This is a genomic window from Lysinibacillus sp. TE18511, assembly GCF_054062295.1.
The window spans coordinates 54,572-66,360 of record NZ_JBSSFD010000022.1; the positions used below are offsets into that span (position 1 = coordinate 54,572).

The 11,789-nt window shown below is 37.4% G+C and carries 15 protein-coding genes; 10 read left to right on the forward strand and 5 right to left on the reverse strand.

Features of this window, described 5'->3' with window-relative positions:
• The first annotated feature begins 35 nt into the window (after window positions 1–35).
• From ACVWXS_RS15965 to ACVWXS_RS15975, 3 genes are all read left to right on the forward strand, one after another.
• On the forward strand, window positions 36–1,214 hold the full coding sequence (locus tag ACVWXS_RS15965) for an iron-containing alcohol dehydrogenase (RefSeq protein WP_456959005.1): 1,179 nt from the start codon (window positions 36–38) through the stop codon (window positions 1,212–1,214).
• Between the two features lie 70 nt (window positions 1,215–1,284).
• The gene (gene speB / locus ACVWXS_RS15970) at window positions 1,285–2,295 is read left to right on the forward strand and encodes an agmatinase (RefSeq protein WP_223555019.1); all 1,011 of its coding nucleotides are present in this window, start codon (window positions 1,285–1,287) and stop codon (window positions 2,293–2,295) included.
• A 360-nt stretch (window positions 2,296–2,655) separates the two neighbouring features.
• Window positions 2,656–3,486 carry a MerR family transcriptional regulator gene (locus ACVWXS_RS15975; protein WP_374967362.1) on the forward strand — a complete coding sequence of 277 codons (831 nt, stop codon included), beginning with the start codon at window positions 2,656–2,658 and terminating at the stop codon, window positions 3,484–3,486.
• Window positions 3,487–3,848: 362 nt separating this feature from the next.
• Here ACVWXS_RS15975 and ACVWXS_RS15980 read toward each other — a convergent pair whose 3' ends face one another.
• Entirely contained in the window at window positions 3,849–4,670 is an 822-nt protein-coding gene (locus ACVWXS_RS15980) for a squalene/phytoene synthase family protein (protein ID WP_368637403.1), read from the reverse strand.
• Window positions 4,671–4,864: 194 nt separating this feature from the next.
• Between ACVWXS_RS15980 and ACVWXS_RS15985 the strand changes: the two genes are divergently transcribed.
• Window positions 4,865–5,599 carry an SDR family NAD(P)-dependent oxidoreductase gene (locus ACVWXS_RS15985; protein ID WP_456959007.1) on the forward strand — a complete coding sequence of 245 codons (735 nt, stop codon included), beginning with the start codon at window positions 4,865–4,867 and terminating at the stop codon, window positions 5,597–5,599.
• Between the two features lie 174 nt (window positions 5,600–5,773).
• On the opposite strand, the gene ACVWXS_RS15990 is transcribed toward ACVWXS_RS15985, so the two are convergent.
• Window positions 5,774–6,058: a hypothetical protein gene (locus ACVWXS_RS15990; RefSeq protein WP_456959009.1), complete on the reverse strand. Its 285-nt coding sequence runs from the start codon at window positions 6,056–6,058 to the stop codon at window positions 5,774–5,776.
• Between the two features lie 144 nt (window positions 6,059–6,202).
• On the opposite strand from ACVWXS_RS15990, the gene coaW reads away from it, so the two are divergent.
• From coaW to ACVWXS_RS16010, 4 genes are all read left to right on the forward strand, one after another.
• Window positions 6,203–7,039: a type II pantothenate kinase gene (gene coaW, locus ACVWXS_RS15995; RefSeq protein ID WP_456959011.1), complete on the forward strand. Its 837-nt coding sequence runs from the start codon at window positions 6,203–6,205 to the stop codon at window positions 7,037–7,039.
• 126 nt (window positions 7,040–7,165) lie between these two features.
• Entirely contained in the window at window positions 7,166–7,399 is a 234-nt protein-coding gene (locus ACVWXS_RS16000; protein ID WP_456959013.1) for a hypothetical protein, read from the forward strand.
• A gap of 26 nt (window positions 7,400–7,425) precedes the next feature.
• Window positions 7,426–7,557, forward strand: coding sequence for a hypothetical protein (locus ACVWXS_RS16005; RefSeq protein WP_368637407.1), 132 nt, complete (start codon window positions 7,426–7,428; stop codon window positions 7,555–7,557).
• A gap of 102 nt (window positions 7,558–7,659) precedes the next feature.
• Window positions 7,660–7,989, forward strand: coding sequence for a DUF3889 domain-containing protein (locus ACVWXS_RS16010; RefSeq protein ID WP_456959015.1), 330 nt, complete (start codon window positions 7,660–7,662; stop codon window positions 7,987–7,989).
• A 38-nt stretch (window positions 7,990–8,027) separates the two neighbouring features.
• Here ACVWXS_RS16010 and ACVWXS_RS16015 read toward each other — a convergent pair whose 3' ends face one another.
• Together ACVWXS_RS16015 and ACVWXS_RS16020 are read right to left on the reverse strand one after the other, a co-directional pair.
• The gene (locus ACVWXS_RS16015; protein WP_068982689.1) at window positions 8,028–8,582 is read right to left on the reverse strand and encodes a DJ-1/PfpI family protein; all 555 of its coding nucleotides are present in this window, start codon (window positions 8,580–8,582) and stop codon (window positions 8,028–8,030) included.
• Between the two features lie 47 nt (window positions 8,583–8,629).
• Window positions 8,630–8,812: a hypothetical protein gene (locus ACVWXS_RS16020; RefSeq protein ID WP_456959017.1), complete on the reverse strand. Its 183-nt coding sequence runs from the start codon at window positions 8,810–8,812 to the stop codon at window positions 8,630–8,632.
• Window positions 8,813–8,898: 86 nt separating this feature from the next.
• On the opposite strand from ACVWXS_RS16020, the gene ACVWXS_RS16025 reads away from it, so the two are divergent.
• Window positions 8,899–9,297 carry a MarR family winged helix-turn-helix transcriptional regulator gene (locus tag ACVWXS_RS16025; RefSeq protein WP_456959019.1) on the forward strand — a complete coding sequence of 133 codons (399 nt, stop codon included), beginning with the start codon at window positions 8,899–8,901 and terminating at the stop codon, window positions 9,295–9,297.
• Between the two features lie 4 nt (window positions 9,298–9,301).
• On the forward strand, window positions 9,302–10,492 hold the full coding sequence (locus tag ACVWXS_RS16030; protein ID WP_368637412.1) for an MFS transporter: 1,191 nt from the start codon (window positions 9,302–9,304) through the stop codon (window positions 10,490–10,492).
• A gap of 46 nt (window positions 10,493–10,538) precedes the next feature.
• Here the strand turns inward: ACVWXS_RS16030 and ACVWXS_RS16035 are convergent, their stop codons facing one another.
• A complete protein-coding gene (locus tag ACVWXS_RS16035; RefSeq protein ID WP_456959020.1) occupies window positions 10,539–11,153 on the reverse strand; it encodes a C40 family peptidase in 615 nt (204 codons plus the stop codon).
• Window positions 11,154–11,789 lie beyond the last annotated feature (636 nt).

Here is an 11,789-nt window from a genome sequence, read left to right on the forward strand (position 1 = left end):
GTAAGGTCATGAAAAAAGGAAAGGGGAAATGATGAATGATTTGGGATTTCAATTTCAATTTACCGACTTCTATTGAGTTTGGTAACGGGACAGTAAACAATGTAGGGAAAAGAGCGAAAGAGTTGGGCGGCAATAAAGTACTAATCATTACGGATAAAGGGCTGGCACAAACGGGGATTTTAAAAAGGGTAACAGATTCATTGGAACAAGAAGGGGTTTCTTTCCTTGTTTATGATGAAATTACTCCGAATCCGAAAGATGTAGACTGCGTAAAAGCCTACGAAAAATTCAAAGACGAAAATATCGACTTGTTATTGGGCCTTGGTGGTGGAAGTTCAATGGACACTGCTAAAGCAATTGGGGTACTTTTCACACATGAAGGGGAGCTTAAAGATCGCTATGGTTTCAATCTGCTGGAGCGCGATATTACACCTCTTATTTGTATCCCTACCACATCGGGTACAGGTAGTGAGGTGACGACGGGATCTGTCATCACAGATACAATCACGAAACAGAAAGAAGCAATCCTTGATATAAAGTTAGCGCCGAAACTGGCAATAGTAGATCCTGAATTGACCCTAACTTTGCCTAAATCGATTACGGCTGCTACTGGAATGGATGCATTGACACATGCAATCGAAGCGTATACGAGCAATATTGCTGAACCGATTTCTGATGCACTCAGTCTTTATGCTATTGAAATTATTGCTAAGTATCTTCCACTCGCTGTAGAAAACGGCAACGATTTAGAAGCAAGACAAAATATGCTTGTAGGAAGTTTGATTGCAGGTATGGCATTTACGCACGCCGACCTGGGTGCGGTGCATGCAATGGCTGAACCGCTTGGAGGGCTATATGACACACCACATGGAGTGGCAAATTCCATCTTCCTTTCTCATGTATTTGAATATAATATTCCTTCCAATCCGGAAAAACATGCGACGGTTGCTGTGAAGCTTGGCGCGAAAGCGGAAGGGAAGACAGTAGAGGAAATTGCTCAAGAAGGTGTTGTATTGCTACATGAACTCGCAAGCAAAATTGGCATTCCGAAATTCCGAGATTTAGATAATGTTGACCCTGAAGATTTCGAATTCCTTGCTGAAGGCGCATTCAAACATTTATGTACAATTACAAATTCTCGTAAATTATCAAAAGATGACTACTTGAAATTGTTTCAAATTACTTATGGGATGAAAATGCAACATTCATCTTAATCACCTCACGATACACTGGAGGGCTCCCGTGTACATAACGTGAGAATCAAGAATAGTAGGGGGAAATAATATGGTTAGTCGCGATGAGAAACAATTTTTGAATTTACCATTTACAGGGATATGTACGTTTGGGAAATATCCGATTTGCTCAGATTTGGACCAGCTGGATGCCGATGTAGCGGTTATTGGGGTTCCGAATGACATGGGTACCCAATGGAAATCAGGTGCCAGAATGGGACCACGGGGAATCAGGGAAGGTTCAACACTTTACAGTTTTGGATTAGATGGTGCGTATGACATCGAAAATGATATTACGTATCTCGGGCCAGATTGGAAAGTAGTGGATTGCGGCGATGTCGATATGGTACATGGAGACCTAATGCAATGTCATGAAAATACAGAAGAGGCAATCCGCAAAATTGTTTCTAAAGGAGCTATGCCAGTAGTACTAGGTGGAGATCATTCTATCACGGCTGCAGTAGGAAAAGGACTGGAAGAATTGGGTCCATTTCATGTTATTCAGATTGATGCGCATCTAGATTGGGCGGATCACCGCTCAGGAATGCGGTATGGCCATGGGAACTGTATCCGCCGTTTATCGGAGCTAGATCATGTACAGCAAATATTCCAATTAGGTATTCGTGGTATTAGCAGTAGTAAAAAAGAGGATGTTGATGCTGCAAGAGATTATGGTAGCGTCATTCTATCTCCACGCCAAATGAGAAAAATGGGAATTGAAGAAGTGCTGGAACAAATCCCAGCAGGAGAAAGATATTATGTGACGATTGATATTGATGGGTTGGATCCATCAATCGCACCGGGGACTGGTACTCCTTCCCCAGGTGGCCTTCTTTACGATGAAGTAAACGAATTATTGGAAGGTATCGCAAAACGGGGAGATGTGATTGGATTCGACTTAGTCGAAGTGGCGCCTCCTTATGATCCTACCGGTATAACGCAGCAAGTAGCGGCTCGCATCATGCTAGATTTGCTCAGCTATGTTTTAAAGGAGAAAGAGACTAGAGGACTAGCAAAAAAGGAAAATAGTACGCAAAACACGATGGTTGCTGAACTGAAGTAAAGTATACCTGTTTAACCGTTTGGAAGCGCTTCTGAGTATTGAAAGAACTTCCATGAAAACTTGAAAGCTTTACTTGGGCTTTTATCTACTAGCGGAGATGGGGATCGGAATTGTACTTGACAAATAGTCGAAAAAGACTGCATATTTTGAATTAGGGACTCGCTGAAAATTGAATCCACCTGTGAAAGGGTTCTAAGAGGTTTTGCAGGAATTGAATTAGACAGGAAAATAATTGAGGATACAACGTATCACTTGTTTTTTGAAGTTTGTTGTATGTATGCCAACTTTAGATTTGGTGAGTTTTTAAATTCCTACTATAAAAATTTTAGCAGTCCTTAAATTTTGTAGGAGGTATGCTGATTGAAAGAAAAACTGACAATCGGTGAAATGGCAAAACTGCGAGGAGTGACTTCGGAGACATTACGCCACTATGACCGGATCGACTTGTTCAAGCCACAATTTATCGATCCTCATTCAGGGTATCGATACTATTCTATTTTCCAATATGAAATTCTAGGTACCATAAAAGAACTAAGGCAACTTAGGATGACTACAGATGAAATAAAGGAATATCTTAATGAACGTAATTTTAGTAAATCATTGGATATTATGAGAACCAAACACGAAGAACTCGTTTCAAATCTGAAAGAATTGAACGAGATGGAAGAAAATATCAGGGAAAAGATCGCCTACTTGGAACAGGTGGAAAAAGAAAATGAACTTCAGAAAGTCATATTCCGTGAAATGAAAAGTAGGCGATTACTTACCCTGCATGAGAAAATTAATGATAACTTTGAACTCTGTTATGGTGTGTTGAATTTAGAGAATATGCTTACAGATAAGACACCTATTCTAGCTACCAATAGACTGGGCATTATGATCGAAGAGACGAATCTTAAATTGGAACGTTTTGAAGAACCTTCTACAATTTTTATTGTCGCAAAGAATAAGGAAGTTATTCCAAATACATATCAATTGACGATTCCAGGGGGATTATTTGCCTGTATCAGATACAATGGAGAATTGTTGTCGAGTCGCAGCGAAAGTTTAAAAAAAATACTTCATCATCTTAAAACAAACAACTATGAAATTACTGGTGATGCATTGCAAATCATGCATCTAGATATCACGATTTCGGATAAACCAAATGAGATCACCTTTGAAATTCAAGTTCCCGTTCGAAAGCTGTGATTAATTCCATTTTTGTTAACAAAATGGATTTTTTTGATGGAAGGAGTGTCGTTCGGTCCGTTAAGAGTATGTTAATTCAAGGGGAGTAAAATGTATTAACACGTAAACGATCGTAAGTGGCCAAACAGCAAGTCTTACCATAGCGCAAATTTCCAATTGTTATAATAGGGGCAGGGTTGTCGAGGGGATTGCTGTCAGATATTTGCCACGGTGACAGTAAAATCGGATGGACCATTTCCTTTATTTCAAAAAGATATGAGAAAGAAGACGGTAGTTAAACTGTTTTTCTATTGTTACCATAAAAGCAATGAACCCCAGTACGAGAATTACCTCAATACTGGGGGCTGCGTTTAAGTACAGTTTTAGTCAGCCTGCACCTCTTCGACCGTTTGCTCAACCTCTGCACGTGACATTTTTTCACGACCATCTTGCATTGCTTTTAATGTTTTATGGGCAAGTGCAAGTGGAAGTCTGCAAAATAATAGTACAGTACGCTTATTAATATCTTTCATATAAAGATCAGCTTTCGCAAGGTTTTCCTCCGCGTAAGCAAATAAATCCTCACGTGTCCAGCCGTCTGGTACAAAACTCACACCACGTTCATCCATATCCTCATGTTGATTACGTAAAATATTAACTGCTTGGAGACCTCGACCATAGCCAATAGCTAAATCACGATCAGTTTGAATATCTGCACCCCACGCCCAAAGCTCGGACAGCATTGTCCCAACAAGCCCTGCCACATAGTATGTATAATCATCTAAATCCTCACGTGTATGCACTTGCCAATTTGCCTTTGCCCACTTGCCCATTCCATAAGCCATTTCACTCGTTGAAGATTGGACAATTTTACGCGAACCTTCAGGGCAAAATGTTAACCAATCCGCTAAGCGAAGAGCTACTTCAGGAAGCTGATCTGCATAAGGCGCTAATAATGCTTCATAAGCCTCGGCATTAAATGTATCTTTTAATAATTCGCTTGTTGCATTTAGTAAATCATATTTTACATCGTTTGAAAGCTCTTCATGATCTTCAATTTCATCTATAGCACGCATTGCTAAATATGCGGCTGCCACTGACAATTTTAAATCATTTTTTAAAAAAGTAATCGGTATATAAAAAGTGCGGCTTGTTTCCTTTAAAACTTGCATCGCTTCTTTATAAAGTTTTTTTTGATCTTTCACTTGTATTCCTCCGTTCAAATGGTGACGCATCTATAGTATATCGTATCGTAAAAGTGCCGAAAGATAAAACAGATTGTTCAATTTAAAATCATATTATTGGAAAGTGCGTAAATAAAACACTATAGTTTAATGGTAAACTATTTAATGCTATACTATTTAAGGCATAGTATTTGTAAAGAGAGGGAGTTTTTTTGATGGGACGTTTAAGTAACAAGATTGCAATTATTACAGGTGGTGCATCAGGGATGGGCGCAGCTATGGCGAAATTGTTTGCGAAAGAAGGGGCTACGGTAATTGCTGCTGACATCAACGAAGAAAACCTAGCAAAAATTTCTGAGCTAGAAAATGTTGAGGGAATGAAATTAGATGTTTCATCGGATGACAACTGGGCAGAAGTAACGAAAGCAGTGGCTGATAAGTATGGGCGGATTGATATATTAATTAATAATGCAGGTATTTCATCTGAAAAAGATCCAGACCAAATTTCTCTTGCGGATTGGACGATTATGCATAATATCAATGCTTTTGGTCCATTCTTAGGCATTAAACATACTTCAAAACATATGAAAGAAGCTGGAAAAGGCTCAATTGTTAATACGTCTTCATATACAGCAATCATTGGTGCGGGCTTAAATGCTTATACAGCTTCTAAAGGGTCATTACGCGCAATTGCTCGAGCAGCCGCTACAGAATTAGGCGCTTACAATATCCGTGTAAATACCGTCTTCCCTGGTGTTATTGAAACGCCAATGACAGCAAAATTGTCCGAAGCAAAAGAAACAATGAATATGCTAGTACGAGCTACACCAATGGGGAGACTTGGGCAACCGGAAGAAGTTGCAAATGCTATATTATTCTTAGCATCAGATGAAGCTTCTTATATTACGGGTGCTGAACTCGTGATCGATGGTGGTTATTCAGCTCGTTAATTGATAAAGAAGTGAAAATGCATTGAATGTCAGTGCATTTTCACTTCTTTTGTTTTTTTAGTAGAATAATGTTAAAGTTATAAAAATGCGTTGATAATCGTGTGAATAATAGAAAAAATTTGATATTTTTTGCGTTTTTTTCATGAAAGTTTGCTAAGTTATTGCACAATCATTTCAACAGCGGTAAAGTTTAGGAAGAGCAAATATGCAACTACATTTTTCGAGTAATTGTAGCTGACGCTTTGCTTTCGCTACAGAAGACAATTGTAGCTGACGCTTTGCTTTCGCTACAGAAGACAATTGTAGCTGACGCTTTGCTTTCGCGCAGAAGACATTTGCTGCTGACGCTTCGCTTTCGCGCAGAAGACATTTGCTGCTGACGCTTCGCTTTCGCGCAGAAGACATTTGTAGCTGTTGATTAGCTTTAGTACTAAATACAATATGTCGGATTTGGCACAATAACTCCTTGCAAAATCCGTGACATCTGTGGAGACATGAACGTTATTCAACTGGCATCTAAACGCCTCTTGAATAAAAGCAAAATCTAGTATATATCTCATCATCAGAAAATAGAGATTGTACGTTATTTCAAAGGAGAATGGTATGCCAAAGGCTATAGGTATTGATGCAGGCGGCACATTGACAAAAATTGCTTATTTAGATGAGCATAATGAGCTTATTTTAACAACTTTTCCGTCAAATGATTTGCTGGCTGTAAAGAATTGGATTATTAATCATCCAGATATTGAGGACATTGGTGTTACAGGGGGGCGTACAGAACAATTACTGGATGTCATTAAAACAATGAAATCGATTCATTATATAGTAGAATTTGAAGCTACATTGAAGGGCGTTCGATTTTTGTTGCATAAAGAAGGATACTTCTTCGAGCGTAGTATGATTACGAACATTGGTACTGGTACTTCGATTCATTATATGGAAGGTAATACGAATATTCGTGTTGGTGGGACAGGCGTTGGTGGTGGAACATTGATTGGATTGTCAGCGCTTACAACAGGAATTACGGATTATAATGAAATACGAGAAATGGCTTCTAAGGGCAATCGAGAGGATATTGATTTACTGGTTAGGGATATTTACCAAGGAATGGATACACCTATTGATGGACATTTGACTGCTAGTAATTTTGGGAAAGTCGGTATTACGGAGTTTGTCAAACACCCAGATGAAGATATTATTGCCACTGTACAAGGGCTTGTCGGTGAGGTTATTACTACACTTAGTATTCAATATGCTGAGGAAAAAAATGCCCAACATATCGTGTATATCGGCTCAACCTTAAGCAATAATGATCATCTTGCACGGGTGATTGCTAATTACACACGCACAAAAAAACATACACCGATCTTTATTAATGACCACGGTTTTTCAGGTGCAGTTGGTGCATTACTTAATATAACTGAATATACAATTGTCTAAAGGACAAATAAAAATGTACATTACTAATTTTATTGGTGATGTACATTTTTTTGGTAATGTCTGCCCTAATCCCCAAAGCATAAATCGTTCTATCCTGAGCACATTACAATTAGGAGGTGAATATCCGTGGGCAATAGAAACACCAATAAAAACAACAAAAATAACAATAAAACAATGAATATGAGAACGCATAATCCTTTTGATACCTACAAAAAAATAGACCTCGATCAATCAAATAGCAATAACAATAACCCGAATGACAATCTAAATGAAGAATTCGCTGCAGAATTTGATGCGAAAGCGAAAAATAAAGATAATAAAACGAACCATGCGAAAAATCAGCAGTCCAATAAAAAGTAATAATCTAAATTTTGGAGGTGTCAATAATGGCTAAGAAAGGTAAAACAAGCTTCAAAAAGAAAAAGAAAGAAGATACACATAAAAGAAATGATCGTGAAGAATACTCAGCAGAATTTAATCAAGTGATTCATAATAATCCTCAACAACCAAAAAAATAATAACGAAAACAGCTCCTGAAGTAGGTTGAGAATACTTCGGGAGCACTTATTATTTGTTGTTTTAACGACTTTATGCAAAAAGAGTACGAGAGGTGGATACATTTGCAAAAATTTTTTGTAATACTAGGAACTTTTCTCGTATTTCTTACTGTGCAATTACATGTACCAACAATTGCTTATGCTCAACAAGAAGTGCCTGCCTATGCTAAATGGGGAAAGTTAGCGGTAAAAGAGGCACAGGCCAAATATCCTGAAGCTAAAATTCTAGATTATTTGCATGAGGGAAGCGAGGTTCATGAAGATTCAACTATTGAAAAATTTAAGCTTTGGCTAAAACAAAGTGATAAGGAATTCGGTCTACATGTAAGAATCAAATATATAACAAATACAAACAAAGTGGTAAATATTGAATTTCAAGAAACCACTTCATAAAAGAAGAGGATGCCCTAATCTAAGGCATCCTCTTTCTTTTAGCTTTCTAACTTCTGGATAAACTCGCGCATTAATCCAGGTAAGTCTGGCCATGCATGACCACTAATTAAATTGCCATCTGTATGAAGATTAGCATCAATATACGTTGCTCCTGCTACTTGAACTTCTGGCTTGCAGGCAATATAGGCTGTTAGCTCACGTCCATTAAGTACCTCAGGAATGGTCGCGAAAATTTGAGCTGCGTGACATACAGCAGCAATTGGTTTATTTGTTTCAAAGAAATGGCTCACTAGTGTTGGAACATGCTCATTTAAACGAATGTATTCTGGCGCTCGCCCACCAGGAATGATGAGTCCGTCAAATTGTGCTGGATCTACATCTGCAAATGAAGAGTGTGCTTCTAAGCCATATGCTGTACGTTCGATGTATGTATCGACTCCATCAACAAAATCGTGTAGTACAGTTTGTAATTTCTTTGCTGATGGTGCTGCAATCGTCACATCATAGCCAGCCTCTAGACAACGGTAATAAGGATAAAAAATTTCTAAAGCTTCAACAGCATCTCCTGCAAGTATTAAAACCTTTTTCCCCATGATTCCATCTCCTTTTTATTGTAATCTAGTAGCTTAATTCGACACTTTCAAAAAATTTCCTTCTGATATTTTTGAAAAGATGATAGAAGTGAAAAATCGCTGATAATGTCAGGAGAATCGCTGATAAAAGTGAAGAAATCGCTGATAACGCCAAGAGAATCGCTGATAACCGCATGAAGATTGCTGATAGCCTGACGACTTTGAATAATCGCCACTAAATGCTTCATCAAAACTTCAAACACCGTACTTTACATCGAAAAAAATGAAGCGTATAGTAATTATTTAACTAGGTAAGTAAATTTCAAGGAGAGATAAAATGAATCCTATATTTCATGCTTTATTCCAAAAAAGTCGTTATTTAACGAATTCTTTAAATGAAGTACTGAAACAGCATAATTTGTATAGCTCACAATGGGCTATTTTATACTGCTTACATAAGCACGGTCCAATGACGTTAACGCAAATCTGGAAGTATTTAAATGTGGAGGCACCAAGTATAACAAGAGCAATTACTCGACTCGAGTCTTTAGGGTGGGTACTAAGAATGGATGGTGAAGATAAGAGAGAAAAAATTGTTACCTTATCTTTATATGCAGAGGAACAGTTGCCAACTATTACTGAAACCATTTTAGCTTTTGAAGAAGAAATGGTAGGGGCATTGACTGTTGAGGAACAGCAGCAATTAATAATTTTATTGGAAAAAATGAAAGGTTGATTACATGCAACAAGAAGAGAATACAAAAATTTGGACGAAACGGTTTATGAGTCTCTTTTTAACAAATATCTCGGTATTCTTTGTTTTCTATGGGTTGGTAACGACTTTACCACTATATGCGATAGGTGAGCTGCATCAAACAGATAAGGAAGCTGGATTGTTACTGTCGGTATTTTTATTATCAGCCATTATCGTTCGTCCGTTTTCAGGTAAACTATTAGATGTCTTTGGGAAGAAAAAACTTCTAGTTATTTCGATTGCCGGCTATTTTTTATGTACGGTATTATATTTATTCATTCATCCTTTTGGACTTTTACTAGGCTTACGTTTTATTCAAGGGATCTTCTTTAGTATTATTACAACAGCAGCTGGCTCTTTAGCTGCAGATATTGTGCCAGCAAACCGTAAAGGTGCCGGCCTTGGCTATTTTACAATGTCTACTAACTTAGCGGTAGTCATTGGGCCATTTATCGGCTTACTGCTTATTCAATATAGTAGCTTCAATGTACTTTTTATTGTGATGAGTATTTGTATATTAGCAGGGGGGATCCTAGCTGTAACGGTGAATACCGATGATTTACCCAAACCTGCATATCAAGGGAAATTGACCTTTAAATTTGATGATTTATTGGAACGTAAAGCACTTCCAGTAGCTGCTATCGCTAGTTTAGTAGCTTTTTCATATGCGAGTGTATTATCGTTTTTATCAGTGTACGCACAGCAAAAAGATCTAATGGCTGTAGCGAGTCTATTTTATGCAGTTTTTGCAGCAGCTATGCTTATTACACGTCCATATACAGGTAAGCTTTATGATACAAGAGGACCGCAATTTGTTATTATTCCTGGTATTATTTCCTTTGCAATCGGGCTTGTTATGCTCGCATTTGTCTCAGGACCTGCATTATTTTTATTTGCCGCCATTTTTGTTGGATTTGGCTATGGAGCAGTGACGACAAGCTTACAAGCATTAGCTGTACAATCTACGGCACACACGCGCAGTGGTTATGCAACTGCAACGTATTTTACGATGTTTGATCTCGGGATTGCTCTCGGTTCTTATATTTTAGGGATAGTGGCGGTGAAAGCGGGCTATGCTGCTGTTTATCTAACGGGTGCAGGTTTACTGATCGTTGTTTTTTTCATTTATTTAGCACGATTAGCCAAAATAAAAACAAAAAAAGTAGTACACGTTTAAGCATAAAAAAACAGTTGGTCAAAATCGCCAACTGTTTTTTCTTTCACTATATACGACCATAGCCAACAAAGTGCTTCTTCCAATAAGAGCTACTAATGCTAGCGATATTAACACCACTATTACTCGCATTAATCATTTGATTATTTCCAATATAAATGCCTACATGTGAGATACCTGCTTTATATGTATTGGCAAAAAACACTAAATCACCCACTTTAGGTGTGCTAACTTTTTTAGATGTATTGTAAAAACCTGCTGCTGTTTTACGAGCTGTCGGAATACCGGCTTTATTAAAAACGTAAGTGACATAGCCTGAACAATCAAAACCTGTGCCTGGTGTATTTCCACCGAATGTGTATTTAACACCTACGTATTGTTTAGCGATTTGTACTAGATTTGTTGTTGGTTTAGGTGTAGACACGGTTGAGGTATTGAGGTTTAACTTCTGTCCAACGTGAATTGTTGGAGAAGATAAGTTATTCCATTTCATCAATGTTTGATAAGAAACACCCTGTTGATTGGCAATCTTCCATAAAGAATCACCAGATTTTACTGTGTAAGTTGCCGCTGATGCTGTTTCAACCGTTGAAAAAAGTACAGATGTACTTAATGCCAATGTAGCTAATTTCAATCCCCATCGGTACTTTTTATTTTTTTTCATTATATGTATCCTCCTAGAAGCTTTAAAGATTATCACTTAGTATATAAATGATATTAACATTGTAATATTACAGTTATATGTCAACAAAATAACATTAAGGATACAATTTATACGGTAATAATAAGAAAATTACTACACAGTGGTTGAATACATTTTTTTGAAATTACTCGTTAATATAAGGCTCTGTTTAACTTGATTGTTGTTTTTATCAAATTAAAAGCGTATTCGAGAATTTTCGAATACGCTGATTTTTGAGTGGCAAATTCATAAAAATCTACCTTTATAACGTTTCAATCTTTTGAAAAATCTCTTTGTAATCATTGTTATTATAGGTAATATATATACTAAAACTTTTGCAAGGGTTAGCGTCAGAAAAAAGCGGATTTACAACGTTAAGAAATATGTATAATTTTATTCATTAAAGTAGATAGTGTAGCAGTGTTCCAAATACCACTAAAGCATTGAAATGACTTACTTTTAAGAAAGTGCATAAAAACATGTATAAATAATGTTCACAAAAAAAGCCACGAAACGTTGATGGTGAACTGCTCCCTGTCAAGTAGACAGCGGAAATAATAAAAATACTCTATGCGGCTTGAGCCCTGTATTCTAAGGGGCTCAAGCCGTTTAAGCTTT

Excerpts from the sequence above, each read along its gene's own strand:
- ACVWXS_RS15965 (WP_456959005.1), top strand. The coding sequence starts at position 36 with ATGATTTGGGATTTCAATTTCAATTTACCGACTTCTATTGAGTTTGGT.
- speB (WP_223555019.1), top strand. The coding sequence starts at position 1,285 with ATGGTTAGTCGCGATGAGAAACAATTTTTGAATTTACCATTTACAGGG.
- ACVWXS_RS15985 (WP_456959007.1), top strand. The coding sequence starts at position 4,865 with ATGGGACGTTTAAGTAACAAGATTGCAATTATTACAGGTGGTGCATCA.
- coaW (WP_456959011.1), top strand. The coding sequence starts at position 6,203 with ATGCCAAAGGCTATAGGTATTGATGCAGGCGGCACATTGACAAAAATT.
- ACVWXS_RS16005 (WP_368637407.1), top strand. The coding sequence starts at position 7,426 with ATGGCTAAGAAAGGTAAAACAAGCTTCAAAAAGAAAAAGAAAGAAGAT.
- ACVWXS_RS16015 (WP_068982689.1), bottom strand. The coding sequence starts at position 8,582 with ATGGGGAAAAAGGTTTTAATACTTGCAGGAGATGCTGTTGAAGCTTTA.
- ACVWXS_RS16025 (WP_456959019.1), top strand. The coding sequence starts at position 8,899 with ATGAATCCTATATTTCATGCTTTATTCCAAAAAAGTCGTTATTTAACG.
- ACVWXS_RS16030 (WP_368637412.1), top strand. The coding sequence starts at position 9,302 with ATGCAACAAGAAGAGAATACAAAAATTTGGACGAAACGGTTTATGAGT.
- ACVWXS_RS16035 (WP_456959020.1), bottom strand. The coding sequence starts at position 11,153 with ATGAAAAAAAATAAAAAGTACCGATGGGGATTGAAATTAGCTACATTG.